We start from the raw sequence: 22,511 nt of genomic DNA, 5'->3' as shown, positions 1-22,511 counted from the left end.
ATTAATATACATAATTAGTCCAACTATTGTAGAAAATTATAATCATCCACCATTAGTTGACATGTATCAACCAAAATGATATACTATTCAAGTAAAAATTTCCAAGGAGGCTATTATGAAATCAATATTAAAATTTAGATGGCTGATTTCCATTATAGTTGTGATAGCTATTGCTTGCTCGATTGCGTTTGCACCTAACCTTTCAAAGTTAGCTAGCGATAAAGGGGACATTGTGCCACCAAATGACACAACTTCACAACAATACAAGCAAATGTTAAAAGATGTAGGGGCCAATTCTAATAGTATGAGTGCCGTAATTAAACTGGATCACAAGGTGGACAGTTCATCTAAAAAAGATATCAACAATTACGTAGATAAAATTAAAAAGATAAATAACGTAGAAAGCGTTGTCTCACCTTTTGACTCTAAAGAAACTGAAAAGAAACTTGTTTCAGACAATAAAAAATCCGTTATGATACCTATCGTATCTTCCGATAATAAAAATAAAGCTTTAGACGCCAAAAAGGATATCCAAAATATTAATCCAGATTTCAAAAATGTATATTTAACTGGTAATGATATAATTCATGATGACATTAATAAAAGTGTAGAAAAAGGATTACAAGCTACTGAAATTATCACAGTTATCTTGATTTTAGTAATATTATTCGGAGTCTTCCGTTCTATTGTAACTCCTTTTGTACCATTAATATTTGTAGGTTTATCTTATGTATTTGCCCAAGGTGTACTTGCCTTGTTAGTAAAATATTTTGATTTTCCAGTTTCAATATACATTCAATCATTCTTAGTTGCCCTACTATTTGGTATAGGTACAGATTACTGTATATTACTACTTACTAGATACAAGGAAGAATTGGGCAAAGAACAATCTAACTTTGATGCTGTATTAAATACTTTTAAAAATGGCGGACGCACAATATTAATTTGTGCTATTACTGTTTTAGTTGGATTTGGTGCATTATTCTTCGTTAAATTTAGTTTATTTAAATCTGCAGTTGGTATTGCAGTCGGCGTCTTATGTTTAATGATTGTATTATTCACTTTATTACCAACACTTCTAGCACTTATTGGAGACAAAGTATTTTGGCCAAGTAAAAATGCAGCTGGTCATTCAGATAGTAAATTATGGGGCAAATTAGCTAATTTCACTACTAAACGTCCATTCTTAGCATTAATCATCGTATTCGTTATTATGGTACCTCTTATCTTTTTCTCACCTAATAACATCACTTACGATAATACTAATGAAATAAGCGATAAATATGATTCAATTAAAGCTATAAATGTTATTAAAGATGATTTCAGTGTCGGTGAAGCATTCCCAGTTCAAATAGCTATTAAATCTGATAGCAAATTAACCGATAGTAAAGGTGTTAACGACCTTGAAGCGCTATCTCAATCTATTAATAAAATTAAAGGCGTTGATTCAGTTAATACCATTACACGTCCGACGGGTACACCTATTAAACAATTAGGTTCCACTTACCAATTAAACGAAATGCAAAAACAACTTGGTAAAGCTAATAGTGGTTTGAGCGATGTAAATAATGGGTTGAACGATATGAACTCACAAGTTGCTCCATTAAAAGATAGCAAACAAGTTCAAGGTTTAATGCAACAAGGTAGCCAAGACCCACAAGGTTCAAATCAAAAAGTTACACAACAAGCCGGACAGTTATCTCAAGGACTTGAAAAATCTCAAAACGGTGTATCTCAAGTACAGGATGGTCAATCAAAAATTCAACAACGCATGAAAGACATGTCTAATGATGATGGTGTTAAAAAATCAGGTATGTACATTACCAATGACATGCTAAAAAATGGCGAGCTAAAAAAATCAGTTGATCAATACAGTGAAGAGAATGGGAAAATTGTATTATTAAACATCGATTTGAAAGACGATCCATTCTCTAATAAAGCGATGAATACTGTTGATACGATACACAAAACAGTAGACAACCAAGTAAAAGGTACATCATTTAAAGATAGTACTATTGAATATGGTGGCATGTCTTCTCAAAACAATGACTTACAAGACACTATAGATCACGATATGAATAAAGCAATCATATTAATTTCAATATTCTTGTTCATAGTATTGTTAATATTCCAACGCTCAATCATTATGCCTATATATATGATAGCTTCTATATTAATTACGTACTACGCTTCAATAGGTATTAGTAATTTAATCTTTGGCAATCTATTAAACATGGGCGGTTTATTGCTCGTCGTACCATTCTTTAGTTTCGTAGTGCTAATGGCTCTCGGTGTCGATTATGCAATATTTTTAGTTAACCGTTTTAGTGAAGAAGCTGGTTTAGGAATAGACGAAGCATTGCAAATTGCCATGCGTAAAATGGGTAAAGTGATAATGACTGCATGTATCATTCTTATAGGTACAGTGGCCGCATTATATGCATCCGGTGCAATGACTTTAATAGAAATTGCAACAGTCGTTATACTTGGTTTAATCATTTATAATGTATTGATGTTACCACTATTTGTCCCTGCAGTTGCTAAATCATTTGGTAAAGGTAACTGGTGGCCATTCAAATATAAAGGTAACAAATAATATTTTAATTAACGCTTAGTAAAAACAATAGATACAAATAAGCACCCGTTTATTCATGTATAATGAATAAACGGGTGCTTTTCAATGAAAAATAAACTCAACGATTTGTGAGTTAAACTCATCTTTTTATTTATATTATATTACGTTCACTATTATAATTATTAGCTATTAATATTAAAGTTTTTCAATCTGTCATCTATTATTTCTAATACATAACGTGCTTGTTCGATTTGCTCTTCTGATAGATCGTAAAGCATATCACTTACAATATCACTAATAATAGATTTACATTCATTGCTAAATTGCTTGCCTTTTTCTGTCAACTTAATATACTTTAATCTTTGATCCAAATGAGCTTCTGTCTTGTCCCACTCAACTAATCCAGATTGTATTAGTTTTTTTATTCTACGACTCACTGCTGCTTTATTAACGTCTTGTCGTTCTGTAATTTCAGTCAATGTTAAAGCTTTGTCTTTTTCCAACATCATAATAACATTTTCTTGTTCTTTTGAAATATTATATTCTTCCCTTAAATCTTTGAGTAATTTAGCTAACAAAGTATTAATATCATCTAAAAAACCGCCCATGAACTCTATATGACTTCTTATATTTTTAACCATAAACCTCGCACCCCAAACTAGCTTTGTCCTTTTATACTGGCCTACCTTCACCTAATTACGTTAATTATATAATATCAATAAATATGGTTGTAATAAAGCATAACAATAATAATGGTTAAGATATAAAATTTATTTATTATTTATAATACACTGTAAATAATTTTAAATATAAACAAATAAGGACTTCTAGTTGCTTATTTCTAAGGAATACTCTACATTTATTATAAATTAACCAATCGAGGTGCAAGATGTATTTACCAATGATTATACTTCCTGTTGTTATTGTTTTAGTTTTTATTAGTTTGACTTTGGGTCAGCGATTATTTTTATCTTTAAATGCATACATTACTGTCGTCATTTTGGGATTTGCGAATATTGCTTATCATATTTGGACTAATACTTTACCTTTAGACTTAATCTTAGTCATCATTATAGGCGGCATCTTATTACACATTAAACACCGCCATCTTTTAAAAATTAGTAGCAGTAAAATATTTCTAAGTCGAATATATATTGTAGTTATTAAACTTTGTACATTTATAATAGCTTGTACTTACATAAGCTTTATACCATTGTTTTTTAACTTTATATTTTTATGGCTAGCTGCCATAGGTTTTAGCGCACTTTTTGCTCTTACTTGTTTTAATATATGGTCGTCAGGTTACTCAAACACATCCGTGGAGCAACAGTGTGATGTCATTTTAATTTTAGGCGCAGGCATCTTTACAGAGGAAGTAACACCAATGTTGAAAGCTCGTCTAGATTGTGCACTCCAGTTGTATCAATCAAATCCGTCCGCTAATATCATCGTAAGTGGTGGTCAAGGTCCTGATGAACCTATTTCTGAAGCATTGGCAATGCAACGTTACTTGATTGCGCATCATGTACCTCAACAAAATATTATCATGGAAGATCGTTCTACGAGTACTTATGAAAATATTAAATATACAAAGTCATTACTCTTTAATCGTATTTCCAGAAATGCCAAAATGATTTGTGTAACAAGTCAATTTCACATATTACGTGCTCTTAAATTTGGACAAAAATTTAAATTAAAATACAAAGGTATAGGCAGTCATACACCATATCATTTCTTTGAAGTCGCATTGATTAGAGACTTCCTAGCTTTAATGTATCAATATAAAATGCTATTAACGATATATTTCGCTATCCTATTTATGATGAGTCTCATTACCATGTGGCTACTATAAAATAAGGGTGTCCTACATATAAATATCTCTGATTCACAAAGAAACGTCAATTGCTATCGACATTATATAGCACTTGATGTTTTCTTTGTTTTGCAGGATTTATAACTTGTTATATTACTCTTTTCTTATGCTCCATGACATTAAAACAAATCCTTGCTCACGTTTGTATTGATTCATCGCACCGACCTTCGAGTAAAATTTAAAACACTCTTTATATGACTATATATGGTGGATAGGCTCATGCCATGCTCATTGTAAGGAATTCAATCAAATAATTTTAATATTAGTAACGAAACTCCTAACAAATTAGAACGAGCTAAAGAATATACGGTAAGACCACCCGCTAGGAAAGTAAGCTATACAATACGTAGTTTTGAGTATAAAAGTAGCCTTTAAGTAATTTCAAATTAGAAATTACTTAAAGGCTATTTATTTAGTCTTTCAGACTCTGTAATATGCTATTAAATTTCAACTTGCGCTTTATTACTATCTACAATCTTGCCATTATCTAATTCTATAATTCTATCGGCATATTGGAACAAACGTTGGTCATGTGTAATCATAATACCAATCATGTTGTTATCTTGAATTTGTTGTTTAATCATATGGACTACATCAGTTGCTCTGCTTGCATCCAAACTCGCTGTTGGTTCATCAGCTAAAATTATTTTAGGGTCATTCATAAATGCTCTCATTATAGCTACACGTTGTTTTTCCCCTCCTGATAACATATGTGGGTATACATTTAAACGATGTGCTAAACCTATATTTTCCAATAGTCTTTGCGCTTTAGAGTTAGCATCTTTTTTAGACATTTTAGCTTCTCTGCCTAATGTTGTTAATTGATCCTGAACGGTTAAATAAGGAACTAAGTGTGCTGATTGAAAGATAAATCCTATTTCATTCAGACGTAAATCTGCAGGTTTATTACTTGCTGAGAATAAGGGTGCATCATTATAAATAATATCACCGTTATTAGGTGTTAATAGACCACCTAAAATAGTTAGTAACGTTGTTTTTCCTGAACCTGATGCACCGTTTAAAATAACAAACTCTCCATCGTTCACATTAAAATTAATACCTTTTAAAACTTCTGTTTCAGCTTGTCCTTTACCGAATGATTTTGTAATTTCTTTTACTGTTAAAGTCATTATTCTGCACCTCCAATGGCTTCTATAGGATCTACTTTAAATAATTTAACGAATGATAAGATTGCTCCAATAATCGCAACTAGAATAAATATTACTACTACGATTGCCAAGTTCATCGCTGTTATATGGAATGGCATTGATACTGGCATAATCATTGATAATCCGCTAATGATTCCGATAGCAATAATAACTCCTACCATCGTACTTAACACGATTTGCGTTACTAAAGCTAATAATAAATGTTTTGTCTTAATACCGATGGCTTTGAGTATGCCAATTTCTGATATTTTTTGAATTGTCATAACATAGAAAAAGGCACTTAATACTATGGCAGTTATAATATATAGACTCACTATCATCATGTTTAATGGTGCTTGTTCAGCTTGATAACTTGGAAGTTCATCAGTGATGTTTTTCTCACTATATGCTTTAACACCATCTATATCTTTAATTTGTTGTTGTTGATCTTTTGATAATTTATTGACTGGGAATACTACCGAACTTTGTTTGTTTAAGTTGTCGAAACCTTTATTGTCCATCATTACGACTGAACTGTGAGCATGCATCGTATCATTAAGAATACCTGATACAGTCAATTTTTCGCCGGATTTTGTTTTGACTTTATCTCCTACTGATAAGCCATCCGCAGTTAATTTATTGTTAATAGCGACTTCATTGCTGTTTTTAGGATAATGACCTTTTTCTAATTTTGGCTGTTTATCTTTTACGCTATTAATCATCATAACGTCTTCTTCATCTTTATTAATATTTAGCGTCTGAGGTGCTATTTTCATTGGTTGTTGTTTTGTAATATCTTTAATTTGTTGTTGTTGCTTTGTAGATAATACAGATTTTTCAATTTGCGGTTGTTTATTATCTTGCATTACATATTTTTGTGCATGCATATTGTTTAACATTGAAACATTTTCTCTTGCTAGTCCTTGCGCCAAACCACTTATAAATAACACCATTATACTTAATAATAAAATGATGAGCATAATTAAAATAAAACGGAATTTATAAAATTTCATCTCTTGTAGTGCTAGTTTCATAGTATATTCACTCCTCTGTTAACTTTATATTTATATAGTACGACTGTTATATGAACTGAATATGAACAAAATTCAAATTTGCTAAAAAAATTTAAAACGACTATATTTGAATTAAACTGACAGTCATAATTAACAATATAAATAGATAGGAGTTGCGAATCTTGACAACTTGTTTAATCGTAGATGACGATGCCAAAATATTAGATTTTGTGTCTTCATATTTAGAACGTGAAGGTATTCAAACAATCACACAATCAAGTGCTGAAAGAGCTTTAACTTATTTAGAAACTCATTCAGTTGATATTGGTATTGTTGATATAATGATGGAAGGCATGAATGGATTTGAACTTTGTAAGGTGTTAAAAGAAGACTATGAAATGCCAGTAATAATGTTAACAGCACGCGATGCACTTAGTGATAAAGAACGTGCTTATCTAACTGGAACCGATGATTATGTCACTAAACCATTTGAAATAAAAGAACTGATGTTTAGAATTAAGGCAGTATTACGACGCTATAACATCAATACAAATAATGAAATTACGCTTAATAATTTAACTATTAATCAAGCTTATTTAGAAATACAAGCCAATGGAAAGACCATGAATTTACCCAATAAAGAGTTTCAATTATTATTTTTGTTAGCTTCTAATTTTAAGCAAGTATTTAACCGAGATGATTTAATCGAAAAAATTTGGGGATTTGATTATGAAGGCGATGAGAGAACAGTCGATGTACATATCAAAAGATTACGTAAAAGATTAGAAAAATTAAATGCTGACGTAACGATAAAAACTGTTCGTGGATTAGGATATAAGGTGGATGATTATGTTTAAATCTTTATATATTAGAATTGCAGTATATACAATCATCGTGATGATATTTAGTGCAATAGTTAGTTTTTTAATTACTAACGTATATTATCACGTATATTTAAAAGAAAATAACGACGCTAAAATTATGCGCACATTGAAAGAAGCAAAGGCTTTTGAAACGAGTGATGGCCCTAATCATATTAACGATTACTTTAAACACTTAGGTGATATGAACTACCAAATTATGACAGTTAATAAACAAGGTCATAAACAGTTTTATGGCGAACCTTTTCGTAAGGACAATATTTCTCAAAGTGCTATTCATCAAGTGTTACATAACAATAGTTATCATGGCATCAAAAACCAACCTTATAAATTATTTGTAACAGGTTTTTTTGAAAATGTAACGTCCAATACTGTTGGAGTTAAATTCACTACAAACAAACAAGAATTCGCAGTTTTTATGCGCCCAGATATTGGAAAAACATTTAGTGAATTCAGAATCTTTTTAGCTGTATTAATTACGTTATTATTAATAATTTCAATCGTCTTAGTTATCCTGTCTACTTACGCTATTATTAAGCCAGTACAGCAATTAAAACGATCTACAGAACTTATGATGAGAGGCAATTTCTCAACACCGATTAAAATCACTCGTAAAGATGAATTAGGAACGCTTCAATATAGATTCGACACTATGCGTCAATCATTAAAAGAGTTAGATTCTATGCGTCAACATTTTGTACAAAACGTTTCTCATGAAATCAAGACGCCCCTAACGCATATTCATCAACTATTGGATAAGCTTACCTTTACTACAAGTAAACAGGAACAAGCTTATTACGTAGATGAAATTTATGATATTACTACACAATTAAGTGAACTTACTAAAGAACTATTGTTGTTATCTGAACTCGATAACGGATCACATTTATCTTTTAATGACAACATTAAATTAAACGCACTTATTACTGATATCGTACGTCATGAACGTTTTGCTGCCGAACAAAAAGATATTACTATTATGTCCGATTTAGCTTCTATTCGTTATATAGGTAATGAGCGATTGTTACATCAAGCTATTCAAAACTTGATCACCAATGGGATAAAGTATTCTGATGAATTTGGTACAATTGATATTTCATTATTTGAAAGTGAAAATGTTATTACTTTTATGATTAAAAATGAAGGCGCAGCTATAGACGAACAAACACAAGCACATATATTTGAAAGATTTTATAAAGTGAGCAATCATGATAATAGTAATGGACTCGGTTTAGCCATAGCTAAAACTATCATTGAGCTACACAAAGGTAATATTGCAATAAATAGCGAACAAAATCATACGATATTTACTGTTACATTACCCTTTACAAATTAAAAAGTAAGCCCATAATTCACACAAAAGTTGATTAACGCCTATGCGATATAAAAGCGTTAATCAACTTTTTATTGTTCACTTTCCTAGGCCCGCAAAATCATTTAGACCTATGTCCATGTGCGTCTTGTTAACATTACTCTTTAGTGCTCATTGATATATCACTAACCCCATGCATCTTAAGTTATCTATTGAACCTGACTAATATTAATTACTTTGGCTAGCAAACGATTTTAAAACATGCTATGACTACAAATTCATCTCTAACAATATATAGTTACATTTATTATTAATTATAAGAAAAGATGGTAATTTCTATCTTATTTCAATAGAAATTACCATCTTTGTATTAGTCAGAACTATTTATGTTACCAACTTTTATTAATCTACTTTTAAATTCTTTTTGATTTCTTCGTTTAATTTTTTATATAGCGCTTCGTTATCAGATAATCTATGACCGTAAGACGGGATCATTTCTTTAATTTTAGCTTCCCATTGGCTAAATTCATCTGTATAGCATTTTTTTAATAAATCGAGCATAATATCAACAGCAGTAGATGCGCCTGGTGAAGCACCTAATAACGCTGATAATGTACCATCTTGAGACGTAACAAGTTCAGTACCAAATTGTAAGTTACCTTTACCATCTTTAGTATCTTTAATAACTTGAACACGTTGTCCAGCTACGACTACATCCCAATCCTCACTTTTAGCACTAGGCATAAACTGTCTTAAATCTTCCATTCGTTCTTCATTAGATAGCATCAACTGTGATATTAAATATTTAGTTAAATTCATTTCTTTAATACCTGCAGATAACATCGTTACAATATTATTAGGTTTGACTGATTTAATTAAATCCATATTAGAACCTGTTTTTAAGAACTTAGGGGAGAAGCCTGCAAATGGTCCAAATAGTAATGTACGTTTCCCATCTATATAACGTGTATCTAGATGTGGTACTGACATTGGTGGCGCGCCCACAGCAGCTTTACCATAAACTTTGGCGTTATGTTTTTTAGTAATTTCTTCCTTCGTACACGCTAAGAATAAACCACTTACCGGGAATCCCCCGATATGCTTAGATTCTTTGATCCCAGTCTTTTGCAACAATGGTAAACTAGCGCCTCCTGCACCAATAAATACAAAGCTACTTTCAACGATTACTGTTTGATTTGTATTTAAGTTTGTAACTTTAACTTCCCATTTCCCGTCTTTACGTTGTTTAATATCTTGTACTTCATTTTTATAATTGAGTTCAACGTTTTTCTCTGCTAAATTATCAAATAGTTGACGTGTTAAACTACTAAAGTTGACGTCTGTACCTGTTTTATCATAAGTGATTGCCATAGGAATTTTAGAAGTACGCCCTTCCGTCATCAATGGCGCCCAAGACTTGATTTTTTCTTTGTCATCAGTAATTTCCATATTACTAAATAAGATATTTTCATTTAGGTATTGAACACGTTTGCGTAAAAATTCAACATTCTTCACGCCTTGTACAAAGCTCATATGTGGAACAGGTCTAATAAATGCTTTGGGATCCTTTAATTTACCTTGTTTAACTAAATAACTCCAAAATTGCTTAGAAATTTGGAATTGCTCATTAATCTTAACGGCTTTTTTAATATCTATACCGCCATATTTATCTTCATTAGTATAGTTTAGCTCACATAACGCTGAATGCCCTGTACCAGCATTATTCCATGCATTTGAACTTTCTTGCGCTGGTGAATCTAACCTTTCAAACATTTTAATTTCTTTGTTAGGTGCTAATTCTTTTAATATAGTACCTAATGTTGCACTCATAATTCCGCCACCAATTAAGATGACATCTGTTTTGCTATGTTGTGTAGTCATAACAAATACAGTCCCCCTTTTATAAATGTATATAGAAAAGTTTCATTCATAAATCGAATTCGAACTCGTCGTCTGATAATGAAATCAATAAAGCGCTTTCTATAAGTCTTAAATAAAAAATCATTATTTTTAGTTATTGTATCTTTGTCATTCATCTGCCTTCTAAACAATAACAATTTACATATATCAACTTCTTTAATTATATACATAAATCAGCAATGAAAAAAGCCCCAAAAACTAATCAATAATTTTTCAAAGATTAGTTTAAGCTTTTCATTATATTAATTATCCTATATTACTAATGTAAATGCTTATTTTACAATAATTGAAAGTTACAACGTCTTCTCATATAATTAATGATATTACCAAGTACTGATTAGAATATAATGCTTACAATAATAGTTTAAGTTCACGCTTATCTTTTTAGCATTATTATTTGGGGGATAATTTTATGAAATCGATCACTTTTTTCACACACAATATATACGCTATGGGCGGTACTGTAAAATCAATATCACAATTAGCTAATGTGCTAGCTCAAAAGGGACATGATGTAAAAATTATTTCTGTTTTTAAAGCTAGTAATAAACCTTATTTTGACCTTCATCCTAGTATTGAACTCGAAGCACTTACCAATTATCAGTTGCATCCTTCAAATGTTATAGATATATTTTATAATCGTTTAAGAAAACTTACACCATTTAATAAACCATGTATCTTATCCCAGCATGAACCTGGACTATACCAATTTTCTTCTTACATAGAAACTAAGATGATTCGTAGAATTCGATCAATTAATACTGACGTATTAATTGGCACACGTGCTAGCTTTAACATAATGATTGCACAATACGGGCCATCAAATATTGAAAAAATCGGTATGGAACATATGAATTTTGATGCTCACCCTACTGCATATCAAGATCAAATTATAAAAGCTTACGGTCAATTAGATAAAATTACTACGCTAACATCTAATGATAAAAAACGTTATGAATCAGTTATTACAACACCTACTTATGTCGTTCCTAATGTCTTAAACGAAGCACGACAATCGTTAAATAAGCGTAATTTAATCATTGCTGCAGGTCGTTTAGAATATGAAAAAGGATTCGATTTACTTATCGAAAGCATTAATCTCATTAAAAATATAATGCGTGAAGAGCAATATAAAGTTGAAATTTATGGTGATGGTCAAGAAAGAGGACATCTACAACAACAAATAAATCAATTTAATATAAGTGATATCGTTTCATTAAATTCTATTACAAAATCGTTGGCATCTAAATTAGCAGAAAGTAAATACACAGTGATGCCATCTAGGAACGAAGGCTTTGGCATGGTTATATTAGAAGCTATGAACCAAGGCAGTGTAGTAGTGAGTTTTGATGGTATTGTTGGCCCTACCTCTATTATTAATGATGCAGAAAATGGTTTTTTAGTTACTCATGGAGATATAAGAAAATTATCCAATAAACTAGCACATTTATTATCTACTAAGAATAGTAATTCAGCCATAATAGAAAATGGCTTTAATACTGTTAAAGCATACGAACCTTATGCCGTTTATACACAATTTATATCCATGTTAAATGATTAGTACATTAACTATTATTAACGTAAAACATAATTGAAAATTTTTAGAAAGATTGGTAGAGATAATTTATGATTAAACAATTAACTTTAGAAAGTTGGCAAGATTTATCACGTCAACTAAAACAAGCACTACAGGATAATTATTCTCATTTTGTACTGTTAACTGAAGATATTTCAGTATATTCAGATATGTTAGATGCTGTTGAATTACAACCATGTACTATCGTTACAGATTATACAGTTGACCAGTACTATAGAAACGATTGTTCTTATTTTGGAAAAGTATCTATTACCTTTAACGATTGGATAGATAATATCAACCATTATCCTAATGTGATTTATGATATTGAAACTACGTTGGAAATACTTAACAACCATGAAATTAATAATATTTTTGATTTAGCAGTAATGTTATTATTACAAGATGATATAGCTGTAGACCCACATGTTGTTTATAACTTCAAACAGCATATCACTACTTCTAACGTTTTATGGTCAACTATTAAAAATTGTTCACTGTTGAATACGACGAAGTTTAATCTAAATAAATTAGCTTATATTCACGGTCACAAAGCACCTTTTAAACATCATGAAATATTAGCACCCGCTTCATTGCGTTTCGTTGACAAAATATTGTTAAAAACAAAATTCAAACTCCCACAGTGGATTTTCAAAAGTGTACAACGCCACTTTGTAAAAAAACACGAACAAATTAGTTATATTTATGAAAAAAATCCAAATAAAATAAAAGACCATATCGTATTTTTAGGATTCGATTATGGCTTTAGAGGTAATTCTCGTTATTTATTCAATCACTTTGCTAAACATTTTAATAAGATACCTATTTATTTTATTACGAATGATATCAAAGGCCCTAATTTTATTAGGCCTGATGATCCTAAGGCTAAATCACTTATAGAAGAAGCGAGAGTTGTTATTTTAGAAAGCAACATACCAGACACACTTCATCCAAATGGTACAATTATTCAACTTTGGCATGGAACGCCTATAAAAAAATTATTTTTAGACAGTCACGAACCCCATCAAAACCTTAATATATATAATTATCGTGCACGTAAATATAATAAATGGTTGCATCAAGATTATTTAATTTGTGATTGTGAAGATATTGTTGATTATTTCAAAACTGCTTATCCATTACAAAATACGAGTATCATAAGCTGTGGTTATCCACGTGTTAAATATTTGTTAACAAAACAATTCGACGCACCCTATATTCAATTTATAAAACATGAAATGAAATTAGATTCAGAAAAACCGACTTTACTTTACGCGCCTACATGGAAATCAACAGCTGATGAAGAATCATTATTTCCAATTAGTGATGGTTTATTAAATAAATATAATGTTGTATATAAAGGGCATGTTGAAAGTAACCCAAACTATTTACCAGAAAATGCAATAATTGCACCACCTAATTTAGAAACACAAGATTTAATACTTATTGCAGATGTCATTTTAACTGATTATTCCTCATTAATTTTTGATGCACTTACTTTAAATAAAACTGTATGCCAATATACTCCTAATCATGAACAATATCTTGAAGAGCGTGGCGTATACGAAGATGTAATGCACTCATTAGCGACTGTTAGATATAGTGATTCTAAAGCATTATTAAACGACTTAGTTAGCTTCCAGATGACTTCTCTAACAAACAATGTATTTGTAAATGAAAATAATCACGCCTTTGAAACAATTTCAAATATTATTAACAAGCATATGACCTATCATAAATAATAAAAGACTGGTAATGGCCTAATCTTAGGCTTTACCAGTCTTTTATTATTTAATGCTGCTTATTATTGGCGATATGCTGGATCAACTATACGGACAGTTCCTTGTTGATCTACCGTTGCTATAGTATAAGATCCTGGTTGAGCATTGTTTTGGAAACTAAAGATATAACTATAATTACCATTGCTACCTTCTACCGCAAAATCATTATAAGGATTGCTTTGATCGTTAATACCATTAACTTCATTAGTAGCTTGATCTAACGAAGTTTGGAAATTAGGTAAATTGCGTAAAGCTTGCTGTGAATTATCATTAGATGATGCAATGTTTTGGGCTACAGGCACTGCATTTTGTCCCTGATAAGGGACTACATATTCACCATTGGCATCATGGTTATCTGATCTATTCTGCGAACCAGCATTGCCATCATTACTGCCACGCATATTCTCGTTGCTATTAGAATTATCATCACCATTGCTGTTCGAAGTCAGAGCATTACTATTACTACTTGACTCATTAGCAGATTGATCTTTATCTTTAGCTGATGCATTGTCAGCGCTATTACTGTCTTTTGATTTGCTGCCATTATCCTTGTCAGAGTTAGAGTTGCCATCATTACTTTTCTTATTGTCTTTGTTTGAATCTTTAGCTTTGTCTGTACGAGATGATTTATCTTTTTTAGAATCATCCTTACTACCACTACCATCGTCACCGTTAGAACATGCTGCAAGTGCCAAAGATAACGTTAAAATACCTGCTAAAAGCTTTTTCATAGAGCACAACCTCCTCATAATTATGCCTACTCGTGCGCCAAACATAATATGTGTTATCTCTCTTTACGTTTTGGCTAAGTGGTAAGCTTAGCTATTTTATACACTGAATGATTTTATATAAACCTAAATTCTAAAAATTTTAATAATTTTTAAATGAAGTTAAAAATGAAGTTAAAATTGTAAAAATAATTCAATATATTTACTAAATAATCATCTTCTATTTAAAGGTATAAAACATTGATTCAAAGACTATTAACTTATTATGTTCTTCTCCATAACTAAATCTAAATCAACTGTATCTCCAGTAACGAAACGATGTTCACCCGTCACTTGAAAACCATGTTTTTTATAAAAATTTAATGCTTGTTCATTATACTTCCATACTCCCAACCATATATGCGATTTATTCAGAGCTTTTGCACGCCATATAGCATAGTTAATTACATTGGCACCTTTGCCGCCACCTTGAGCTTCTTTTAAAAAGTAAATACGTTGTAGTTCTAAATATTGTTCACCCATTGGTTCAGTTTGCGCTGAATCAATATTTAATTTAAAATACCCAACTACATTATCGTCCACTATATAAAAATAAGTTTCTGAATTTTTTTCTTTTAGCTCTTGCGCCAATTTATCTATTGTAAAAGCCGAGTCAAAATACGTTTGAAAATCTTCATCCGAGTAACTATCACTAAAAGTGTCCAGAAATGTTTTAATCCCGATGCTTTTTAATAATTGTAATTCTGATGGCTCCACTTTTCTAATTTTATATGACATGTTCCTCACCTATTTCTATTAATAAATTTATAAATATAACAACATCTTATATATTTATAAATGTCATTTCAATGATTATTAAAATCATTTTTAATTTTCTTATTAATTTAAAATCTATCATTGTGAAACTTAGCTGTATATTTTATAATTAAACGGTTGTATAAATGATATTAATGTTCTTTAATATAAGCTTGTACATTTACTGTAAAAAAATAAAATTAGCCTTATTGTGAAGAGTATGTTTTCATGATATTGTAACGTTAGTTTTTTACTGTTCATAAATTTTATATTCATAAAGGAGTGCCATAGAGCAATGACTGAAACATTTAAAGCTTTTGTGGTCGATGAACAAGACGGCAAAGTAGACTCTCAATTTAAAAATTTAACTATAGAAAATTTACCTGAAGGTGAAGTATTAATAAAAGTTAAATATTCAGGCATTAATTACAAAGATGCTTTAGCTACTATAGATAACAATAAAATAGTCCGAGACTATCCTATGGTACCAGGCATTGATTTAGCTGGTGTTGTTGCTTCTTCAGACAGTCACGCTTTTGAAGAAGGTGATGAAGTTATAGTTACTGGTTTCGATCTAGGTATTTCTCATTATGGTGGTTTTAGTGAATATGCACGTGTAAAAGAAGATTGGATTGTTAGATTACCTAAAAATCTAACTTTAGAAGAAGCTATGATATACGGTACAGCAGGCTATACTGCTGGACTGGCAATCGAAACTTTAGAACATAACGGGCTATCTATTGAAGATGGAAAAGTACTTGTACGAGGCGCTTCAGGAGGCGTTGGTACATTAGCTGTAATGATGTTAAATTCAATAGGTTTTAAAGTTGTAGCGAGTTCAGGCAAAGCAGACGCTAAAGACAAATTGATTTCATTAGGTGCTAAGGAAGTTATTGATCGTATTAATGATAACGATAATAAAGCTTTAGGCCCTCGTACTTGGTCTGCGGCTATTGACCCTGTTGGCGGTGAAGGTTTAGCTTACGTACTTAAAAATATTGATTATAATGGTAGTGTAGCTACAATAGGTATGACTGGTGGCAACAAATTTACAAGCTCGGTATTTCCATTCATATTAAGAGGTATTAATATCTTTGGTATAGATTCAGTTTATACTAAAATGAAACGCCGTCAGTTAATATGGAGAAGACTTGCAACAGACTTAAAACCAAAACAATTACATGACATCAAACAAGTTATTAATTTTAAAGATTTAGAACACCACATACAGAATGTACTTAATCATACTAATCAAGGTAGAATCGTTATAGACTTTAATAACTAATTGATGAAGATGTTTCATCTTATAAACCATACTTACCTAAGACCAACTATAAAATGGCAATTTCTATGACAACAAAATAGAAATTGCCATTTTTTGATTTACATAAAAATTTGTAAAACAGTATACCTCATTATTTTCTTATATATTAATTTCATATAAATATAGCTTGATAATCAATTAACGATGTTACATGATACTTTTTAATTTATATTGGTCATGTAGAAGTATTTGAACAATGCAAAATACAATTATGTAATAACAATACTTTATATATATTTGTTAAGGTTTAAAACTATATAAAATTGTTATACTTTCATATTTACATCTATATTATGAAAGCGTATACTTTACTATGGTTGAAACATTTGAGAGGGGTTAAAATATGGGAATTAAAATAAACAAAAAATTGATTTTCTTTCTAGGCGCTCTAGGTGGTTTATTGTACGGATATGATATGGGAGTTATATCCGGCGCACTACTATTTATTAAAAATGATATTCCGCTCAATAGCTTTACTGAAGGTTTAGTCGTAGCTTCTATGTTAGTTGGGGCGATATTTGGTTCGGGTGCAAGTGGGCCAATGTCAGATAAATTAGGGCGTAGACGTGTCGTGTTTATCATTGCCATTATATATATTATTGGCGCTCTAATATTAGCATTAGCACCATCAATGCCAATATTAGTAATTGGACGCTTAGTGATAGGTTTAGCAGTTGGGGGTTCTACCGCTATCGTGCCTGTATACTTATCTGAAATGGCGCCGACAGAACAAAGGGGCTCACTAAGTTCTTTAAACCAATTAATGATCACTATTGGTATTTTATCTTCATACTTAATTAACTATGCATTTACACCAATCGATGGTTGGAGATGGATGTTAGGTTTAGCAGTCATTCCATCACTAATATTATTAATAGGTGTAGCATTTATGCCTGAAAGCCCGAGATGGTTATTAGAACATAAGAGTGAGCAGGCTGCTAGAGAAGTTATGAAAATGACATTTAAAGAACATGAAATCAATAAAGAAATTGCTGACATGAAAGAGATTAATCGAATTTCTGAAAGCACTTGGAATGTATTAAAGTCTCCATGGTTACGTCCAACATTAATTATTGGTTCATTTTTCGCCCTATTCCAACAAATAATTGGTATTAATGCCATTATTTATTACGCACCATCGATTTTTAGTAAAGCAGGATTAGGGGATGCAACTTCAATCTTAGGCACAGTTGGTATCGGTACTGTCAATGTACTTATTACTATAGTAGCTATATTCATTATCGATAAAATTGATCGTAAGAAACTTTTAGTTATTGGTAATATTGGTATGGTGGCTTCACTGTTGATTATGGCAATTTTAATTTGGATGATTGGTATTCAATCTTCTGCCTGGATTATTATTTTATGTTTAACATTATTCATTATTTTCTTTGGTTTTACTTGGGGACCAGTATTATGGGTTATGTTACCAGAACTATTCCCAATGCGCGCACGTGGCGCAGCAACTGGTTTTGCAGCATTGATATTGTCAATCGGAAGCTTGTTAGTCGCACAGTTATTCCCAATATTGACAGATATCTTACCAGTTGAACAAGTCTTCTTAATCTTCGCAGTTATCGGTATTGTCTCGCTAATATTTGTTATTAAATATTTACCTGAAACAAGAGGTCGTAGTTTAGAAGAAATAGAAGCAGATTTACGTTCTAGAACAAATGCAACTGAAGCTAACATAAAATAATTAAAAAAGTACGTTACAAGTGTTCGTAATTTGTAACGTACTTTTTTTTTGTCTTATATAAATTATTGTTTAGCAAATATAAGCAGTACCGCAGATGCTATTGGCAAAATAATCATAACTACTTTCAAAAATGCTTCGTTCACATATGCAGTGAATTTTGCTCCTAAATATGAACCAATAATCGTACCACATACGACTTTAATAAATAATCCTATATCTAAGTGACCAAGTATATAATATCCAAAACCACCTACAAAAGCTATAGGCAAAATAACTAACATTGTCGTACCAACTGCTTTTTTGGCTGTTAAACCAAATATAGTTAATAATCCAATTTGTATAAATGGGGCGGCTCCGATACCTAAAAAACCTGATAAAAATCCCGTTATAACACCTACGAATGCACCTTTTATTATTAGATTAGTACTTTCATCATTCTGTTTACTTGCGGATTTAGTTGCGGACTGACGCTTTACCATAAAAAGTCTACGCCATAATAAAAACGCCGAAAATACCATCATGGTCGCAGTACAGTATTTGAGTATATCTTCATCAATGAAACCTGCAATTTGAGCACCTATAAATGAGCCAATTGCACCGAAGATTCCCGTTATTGCACCTATTTTTAATACCACATTATGTGCTTTAAAATGACTTAACGTACCTGATAAAGACGTAAAAATCATCGAAGCTAATGAAGTTCCTAGTGCCGTATGTACCGAGATCCCAAACACTGCAGTTAACACGGCAATGATGGTTCCTGCACCTCCAGCTCCAGTAAAACCTATAAGTATTCCTATTAAGAACATTGTTACAAACAACAACATTTAATTCATCCCTCTACTAACAATTATGAATACGCAGAATTTTTTATCACATATATTCTACTAATTTTAGTTGTCCTTTTCCCTAGTCGAAAATTAATTTTTTATTTTTACTTTTTTTAATGCCACAGTTAATTACTTATGTTATAAAAATACATAGTATTATAATATTTTATCACGCGCAGTAACATCGAATGATTGTTTTATGCATCCAATGTCTTGCTCATCAAAAGGTCCCGATGACCTTTTTTTAGTCCTTAGTATAAAATATACATCCCTCCTGAATTTGGTTCAGTAGGTTGAAACCCAAATTGTTGATATAACTTATCTGCAGGATAATCAGCAATTAAACTAACATAACAAGAACTTTCAGCAACAGAATCTATGTATTTCTTTACATGTATCATAATCATTTTACCATATCCTAACCCTTGATACCGTGGATCAACTGCTATATCTATCACTTGAAAAGCTGTGCCACCATCACCAATAACTCTACCCATACCAATTGCACGATGATCATCATAAATTACCACATCAAAACATGCATTGCCTAATCCTTTCGCAGCTGCAGTCGGTGTTTTTTCACTCATCCCAGCAACTTTTCTTAAGTTACAATAGTCTTCAACTGAAGGTGCTTCATGTCTTACCTTAATCATTGTATTATCACTCCTAAAAAATAAGACAAATCCTCTGTGACTATACCATGGCACACATACTAATTTGTCTTACAATTTTAATATTTAGCTTTATATTATAAATATTTTTTCATTACCATTTTATTTGATTCTTTAAACACATCATTATGACTTGATACGTAACCTTCTGACGGTGCATCCGGTTCTATATAACTTTTAGCTAAATTAGCAGCATTACCAGCATCACTAAATGCACTAGCGATAAGATGCACTTTAGCATCATGGTGGACAATATCTCCACATGCGAATAATCCATCAATACTTGTCGTTGTATTACCAAAGCCTTTAATTTGGTACTCATTAAACATATCTACCTTAGCTGAAGATTGTTCTAACAGTGGACTTTCTCTATCAAAACCATGACTCACAATTACTTCATCAAAGTTTTGTTGATATGTTTCTCCGGTTTCAATATTTTGCAGAATTACTTGAGCAATACATTCGCCTTTGTCATCACCTATTAATTGATTGATACGACTGTTTGGTAATTTCTTAACATTTAATTCATCTAAAATTGTTTTCAGTGCTTCATAGCCTGAAATGTCTGCTTTTCTATATACTAAAGTAACACTTTTAGCATAGCCACTTAAATCTCGCGCCCAATCTAAAGCCGAGTTACCTGCACCAGATATAAGCACGTCTTTATCTTTAAATTTTTTCAGTGATTGCACTACATAATGCAAATTAGTTAATTTATAACGTTCTGCGTCTTTTATATCTAATTGTTTAGGATTAATAATGCCACCGCCTATAGCAATAATCACTGCTTTAGAACTATATATATTGCCCTTTTGTGTTTCAATTTCAAAATGGCGCTCACTAATTTTTCTAATATCTATTACTGTTTCCCCAAGATATACATCAGGATTAAAATGGAGCCCTTGAGCAACTGTATCCTCTATAACCTGATAACATGGTTTAGGCGCTAAACCGCCGATATCCCAAATGATCTTTTCTGGATATACGTGCATTTTACCACCTAGCTCATCTTGTGCATCGACTATACTGACGTCCATACCTCGTAACCCAGCATAAAAACTGGCAAATAACCCGGCAGGTCCACCACCTATAATTGTAACGTCCTTCATAATAATCCTCCCAATCTACTAACTCTATTTATAGTTCATTATCCTATAAATGATAATCATTATCAATATAAACGTTTACATATTTTCATTGCCTTATGCTATTCGTATGGAAAACTCATGATTTTATCATCTTAATTGTCCTTTCTAAATTAAAAAGCCCGACAAGATGTCAGACTTTCTCTTATAACATATAATAGTTAATCTCTTGGATCTTTTATTATTGCGCTCCTTAATAAAAAGAATAATAAAACAAATCCTGCTGTTAATACTGTGTGTCCAATACCAGCATAACCGGCAAATGAATCCGGAACGGTTTTACCAATAACTTGATAAGTACCTTTCGTAAACATCATGCCTACCGTAAGTATCACGCCAATATTATAGATGATAAAGAACCAATTAAATATATAATAACTAGATAATTTAAATATTTTTTCGAATGGTAATAAAATCAAATGCATAAACATACCTAACATTAACGTATGAGTATGTAACACTTTTAATTGTGTATCACCGGTAAAATGATGTGCCACTGTTAACTCTCTGTAATAAAACCCACTTATTAAACCGACTATCGTATAGATTAAAAATGCATACAAAATTCTACGCATCGCTGCCCCTCCTAGTTTGATTAACCACCAAACGGTTTATCTCATTCATAACTTAAGATATCACTTTTTGTTATGATTGACGAGATTTTTTGAAAATAGCAATTAATGATAAAAGTATAGCGACAATTGAAACGATCCATAAAGCTACATTGCTATTTGAAGTGTCATTTTTTTCATCACTTTGATCACTACTTATAGATTTACTTACAGTTGTGACTGGTGCAGGTGTTTCTGATTTTTCATTGCCTGTCCATTTTACAACATCACCGTTTTTATAAGTTTGGTAGGCGTCCCATTTAAATTTACCTTCCTTATTAGGATTTGCTACTTGAATAGGAAAATCTATAAATTCATTCGGTTTTATACCACCATGAGTTGCTTCCCATGTTATTTTAGTAATATTACCTTTTTTGTCTTTAGTAAATTGATGATTAAATCCGTTTACAGGTTCCACTCCTACTACATTTAAACCTTTTGGTACTTTTAGTTCAACCTTTGTAGTATTTTGTTCTTTTTCAACTGGAACCCTTACATCATATTTGTCATATGAACCAGGTTTGCTTGAATTAGGATTTAATGTCACGTGTGCATCAGCAACTTTAGACATACTTAAAACAACAATAAAAGCAACGAGACTAACTACAATTTTTTTCATATTATTCTCC

At 31.3% G+C, this 22,511-nt stretch carries 19 protein-coding genes; 8 read left to right on the top strand and 11 right to left on the bottom strand.

All coding sequences use genetic code 11. The annotated features are described in order from the left end of the window. The first annotated feature begins 115 nt into the window (after positions 1-115). Entirely contained in the window at positions 116-2,596 is a 2,481-nt protein-coding gene (locus tag ISP02_RS02545) for an MMPL family transporter (protein ID WP_195720109.1), read from the top strand. A 161-nt stretch (positions 2,597-2,757) separates the two neighbouring features. On the opposite strand, the gene ISP02_RS02540 is transcribed toward ISP02_RS02545, so the two are convergent. Further along, the gene (locus tag ISP02_RS02540; RefSeq protein ID WP_195720108.1) at positions 2,758-3,216 is read right to left on the bottom strand and encodes a MarR family winged helix-turn-helix transcriptional regulator; all 459 of its coding nucleotides are present in this window, start codon (positions 3,214-3,216) and stop codon (positions 2,758-2,760) included. A 248-nt stretch (positions 3,217-3,464) separates the two neighbouring features. On the opposite strand from ISP02_RS02540, the gene ISP02_RS02535 reads away from it, so the two are divergent. Continuing rightward, positions 3,465-4,427: a YdcF family protein gene (locus ISP02_RS02535; protein ID WP_195720107.1), complete on the top strand. Its 963-nt coding sequence runs from the start codon at positions 3,465-3,467 to the stop codon at positions 4,425-4,427. 461 nt (positions 4,428-4,888) lie between these two features. Here ISP02_RS02535 and ISP02_RS02530 read toward each other — a convergent pair whose 3' ends face one another. Both ISP02_RS02530 and ISP02_RS02525 read right to left on the bottom strand, forming a co-directional pair. Beyond that, on the bottom strand, positions 4,889-5,578 hold the full coding sequence (locus tag ISP02_RS02530; RefSeq protein WP_195720106.1) for an ABC transporter ATP-binding protein: 690 nt from the start codon (positions 5,576-5,578) through the stop codon (positions 4,889-4,891). Further along, positions 5,578-6,630: an ABC transporter permease gene (locus ISP02_RS02525; protein ID WP_195720105.1), complete on the bottom strand. Its 1,053-nt coding sequence runs from the start codon at positions 6,628-6,630 to the stop codon at positions 5,578-5,580. Before ISP02_RS02525 ends, ISP02_RS02530 begins: the two co-directional genes overlap by 1 nt. A 161-nt stretch (positions 6,631-6,791) precedes the next feature. Here ISP02_RS02525 and ISP02_RS02520 point away from each other — a divergent pair, with 161 nt between their 5' ends. After that, positions 6,792-7,466: a response regulator transcription factor gene (locus ISP02_RS02520; protein ID WP_195720104.1), complete on the top strand. Its 675-nt coding sequence runs from the start codon at positions 6,792-6,794 to the stop codon at positions 7,464-7,466. Continuing rightward, positions 7,459-8,826 carry a HAMP domain-containing sensor histidine kinase gene (locus tag ISP02_RS02515; protein WP_195720103.1) on the top strand — a complete coding sequence of 456 codons (1,368 nt, stop codon included), beginning with the start codon at positions 7,459-7,461 and terminating at the stop codon, positions 8,824-8,826. Before ISP02_RS02520 ends, ISP02_RS02515 begins: the two co-directional genes overlap by 8 nt. 378 nt (positions 8,827-9,204) lie before the next feature. Here ISP02_RS02515 and mqo read toward each other — a convergent pair whose 3' ends face one another. Then, a complete protein-coding gene (gene mqo, locus ISP02_RS02510) occupies positions 9,205-10,683 on the bottom strand; it encodes a malate dehydrogenase (quinone) (RefSeq protein ID WP_195720102.1) in 1,479 nt (492 codons plus the stop codon). Positions 10,684-11,134: 451 nt separating this feature from the next. Between mqo and ISP02_RS02505 the strand changes: the two genes are divergently transcribed. Beyond that, positions 11,135-12,283 (top strand): glycosyltransferase family 4 protein, encoded by a 1,149-nt coding sequence (locus tag ISP02_RS02505; RefSeq protein ID WP_195720101.1) that lies wholly within the window; start codon positions 11,135-11,137, stop codon positions 12,281-12,283. Between the two features lie 65 nt (positions 12,284-12,348). Beyond that, positions 12,349-14,040 (top strand): CDP-glycerol glycerophosphotransferase family protein, encoded by a 1,692-nt coding sequence (locus ISP02_RS02500; protein ID WP_195720100.1) that lies wholly within the window; start codon positions 12,349-12,351, stop codon positions 14,038-14,040. Positions 14,041-14,102: 62 nt separating this feature from the next. Here the strand turns inward: ISP02_RS02500 and ISP02_RS02495 are convergent, their stop codons facing one another. Beyond that, on the bottom strand, positions 14,103-14,810 hold the full coding sequence (locus ISP02_RS02495; RefSeq protein WP_195720099.1) for a hypothetical protein: 708 nt from the start codon (positions 14,808-14,810) through the stop codon (positions 14,103-14,105). Positions 14,811-15,062: 252 nt separating this feature from the next. Then, positions 15,063-15,584, bottom strand: a complete 522-nt coding sequence (locus ISP02_RS02490; RefSeq protein WP_195720098.1) for a GNAT family N-acetyltransferase — start codon at positions 15,582-15,584, stop codon at positions 15,063-15,065. Positions 15,585-15,897: 313 nt separating this feature from the next. Here ISP02_RS02490 and ISP02_RS02485 point away from each other — a divergent pair, with 313 nt between their 5' ends. Further along, positions 15,898-16,887, top strand: coding sequence for an acrylyl-CoA reductase family protein (locus ISP02_RS02485; protein ID WP_195720097.1), 990 nt, complete (start codon positions 15,898-15,900; stop codon positions 16,885-16,887). 382 nt (positions 16,888-17,269) lie between these two features. Beyond that, complete coding sequence (glcP, locus tag ISP02_RS02480; RefSeq protein ID WP_195720096.1) at positions 17,270-18,625, top strand: glucose transporter GlcP; 1,356 nt, start codon at positions 17,270-17,272, stop codon at positions 18,623-18,625. A 62-nt stretch (positions 18,626-18,687) separates the two neighbouring features. Here the strand turns inward: glcP and ISP02_RS02475 are convergent, their stop codons facing one another. The 5 genes from ISP02_RS02475 to ISP02_RS02455 all read right to left on the bottom strand — a co-directional run bounded on the left by ISP02_RS02475 (position 18,688) and on the right by ISP02_RS02455 (position 22,501). After that, positions 18,688-19,452, bottom strand: a complete 765-nt coding sequence (locus ISP02_RS02475) for a sulfite exporter TauE/SafE family protein (RefSeq protein ID WP_195720095.1) — start codon at positions 19,450-19,452, stop codon at positions 18,688-18,690. Positions 19,453-19,706: 254 nt separating this feature from the next. After that, positions 19,707-20,108 carry a GNAT family N-acetyltransferase gene (locus ISP02_RS02470; RefSeq protein WP_195720094.1) on the bottom strand — a complete coding sequence of 134 codons (402 nt, stop codon included), beginning with the start codon at positions 20,106-20,108 and terminating at the stop codon, positions 19,707-19,709. A 95-nt stretch (positions 20,109-20,203) separates the two neighbouring features. Further along, complete coding sequence (locus ISP02_RS02465) at positions 20,204-21,235, bottom strand: NAD(P)/FAD-dependent oxidoreductase (RefSeq protein ID WP_195720093.1); 1,032 nt, start codon at positions 21,233-21,235, stop codon at positions 20,204-20,206. 197 nt (positions 21,236-21,432) lie between these two features. Then, positions 21,433-21,846, bottom strand: a complete 414-nt coding sequence (locus ISP02_RS02460; RefSeq protein WP_195720092.1) for a DUF2871 domain-containing protein — start codon at positions 21,844-21,846, stop codon at positions 21,433-21,435. 70 nt (positions 21,847-21,916) lie between these two features. Further along, positions 21,917-22,501 (bottom strand): YcnI family protein, encoded by a 585-nt coding sequence (locus ISP02_RS02455; RefSeq protein WP_195720091.1) that lies wholly within the window; start codon positions 22,499-22,501, stop codon positions 21,917-21,919. Positions 22,502-22,511 lie beyond the last annotated feature (10 nt).

Origin of the sequence: Staphylococcus durrellii, from assembly GCF_015594545.1 — a bacterium.
GTDB classification, from domain to species: Bacteria; Bacillota; Bacilli; order Staphylococcales; family Staphylococcaceae; genus Staphylococcus; species Staphylococcus durrellii.
Note: the sequence above shows the minus strand (reverse complement) of the source record. Positions and strands in the feature narration are given on the sequence as shown.

What these genes read in the sequence shown, in the direction of transcription:
- ISP02_RS02545 (WP_195720109.1), top strand. Translation starts at nt 116, where the DNA reads ATGAAATCAATATTAAAATTTAGATGGCTGATTTCCATTATAGTTGTG.
- ISP02_RS02540 (WP_195720108.1), bottom strand. Translation starts at nt 3,216, where the DNA reads ATGGTTAAAAATATAAGAAGTCATATAGAGTTCATGGGCGGTTTTTTA.
- ISP02_RS02535 (WP_195720107.1), top strand. Translation starts at nt 3,465, where the DNA reads ATGTATTTACCAATGATTATACTTCCTGTTGTTATTGTTTTAGTTTTT.
- ISP02_RS02530 (WP_195720106.1), bottom strand. Translation starts at nt 5,578, where the DNA reads ATGACTTTAACAGTAAAAGAAATTACAAAATCATTCGGTAAAGGACAA.
- ISP02_RS02525 (WP_195720105.1), bottom strand. Translation starts at nt 6,630, where the DNA reads ATGAAACTAGCACTACAAGAGATGAAATTTTATAAATTCCGTTTTATT.
- ISP02_RS02515 (WP_195720103.1), top strand. Translation starts at nt 7,459, where the DNA reads ATGTTTAAATCTTTATATATTAGAATTGCAGTATATACAATCATCGTG.
- mqo (WP_195720102.1), bottom strand. Translation starts at nt 10,683, where the DNA reads ATGACTACACAACATAGCAAAACAGATGTCATCTTAATTGGTGGCGGA.
- ISP02_RS02505 (WP_195720101.1), top strand. Translation starts at nt 11,135, where the DNA reads ATGAAATCGATCACTTTTTTCACACACAATATATACGCTATGGGCGGT.
- ISP02_RS02500 (WP_195720100.1), top strand. Translation starts at nt 12,349, where the DNA reads ATGATTAAACAATTAACTTTAGAAAGTTGGCAAGATTTATCACGTCAA.
- ISP02_RS02495 (WP_195720099.1), bottom strand. Translation starts at nt 14,810, where the DNA reads ATGAAAAAGCTTTTAGCAGGTATTTTAACGTTATCTTTGGCACTTGCA.
- ISP02_RS02490 (WP_195720098.1), bottom strand. Translation starts at nt 15,584, where the DNA reads ATGTCATATAAAATTAGAAAAGTGGAGCCATCAGAATTACAATTATTA.
- ISP02_RS02485 (WP_195720097.1), top strand. Translation starts at nt 15,898, where the DNA reads ATGACTGAAACATTTAAAGCTTTTGTGGTCGATGAACAAGACGGCAAA.
- glcP (WP_195720096.1), top strand. Translation starts at nt 17,270, where the DNA reads ATGGGAATTAAAATAAACAAAAAATTGATTTTCTTTCTAGGCGCTCTA.
- ISP02_RS02475 (WP_195720095.1), bottom strand. Translation starts at nt 19,452, where the DNA reads ATGTTGTTGTTTGTAACAATGTTCTTAATAGGAATACTTATAGGTTTT.
- ISP02_RS02470 (WP_195720094.1), bottom strand. Translation starts at nt 20,108, where the DNA reads ATGATTAAGGTAAGACATGAAGCACCTTCAGTTGAAGACTATTGTAAC.
- ISP02_RS02465 (WP_195720093.1), bottom strand. Translation starts at nt 21,235, where the DNA reads ATGAAGGACGTTACAATTATAGGTGGTGGACCTGCCGGGTTATTTGCC.
- ISP02_RS02460 (WP_195720092.1), bottom strand. Translation starts at nt 21,846, where the DNA reads ATGCGTAGAATTTTGTATGCATTTTTAATCTATACGATAGTCGGTTTA.
- ISP02_RS02455 (WP_195720091.1), bottom strand. Translation starts at nt 22,501, where the DNA reads ATGAAAAAAATTGTAGTTAGTCTCGTTGCTTTTATTGTTGTTTTAAGT.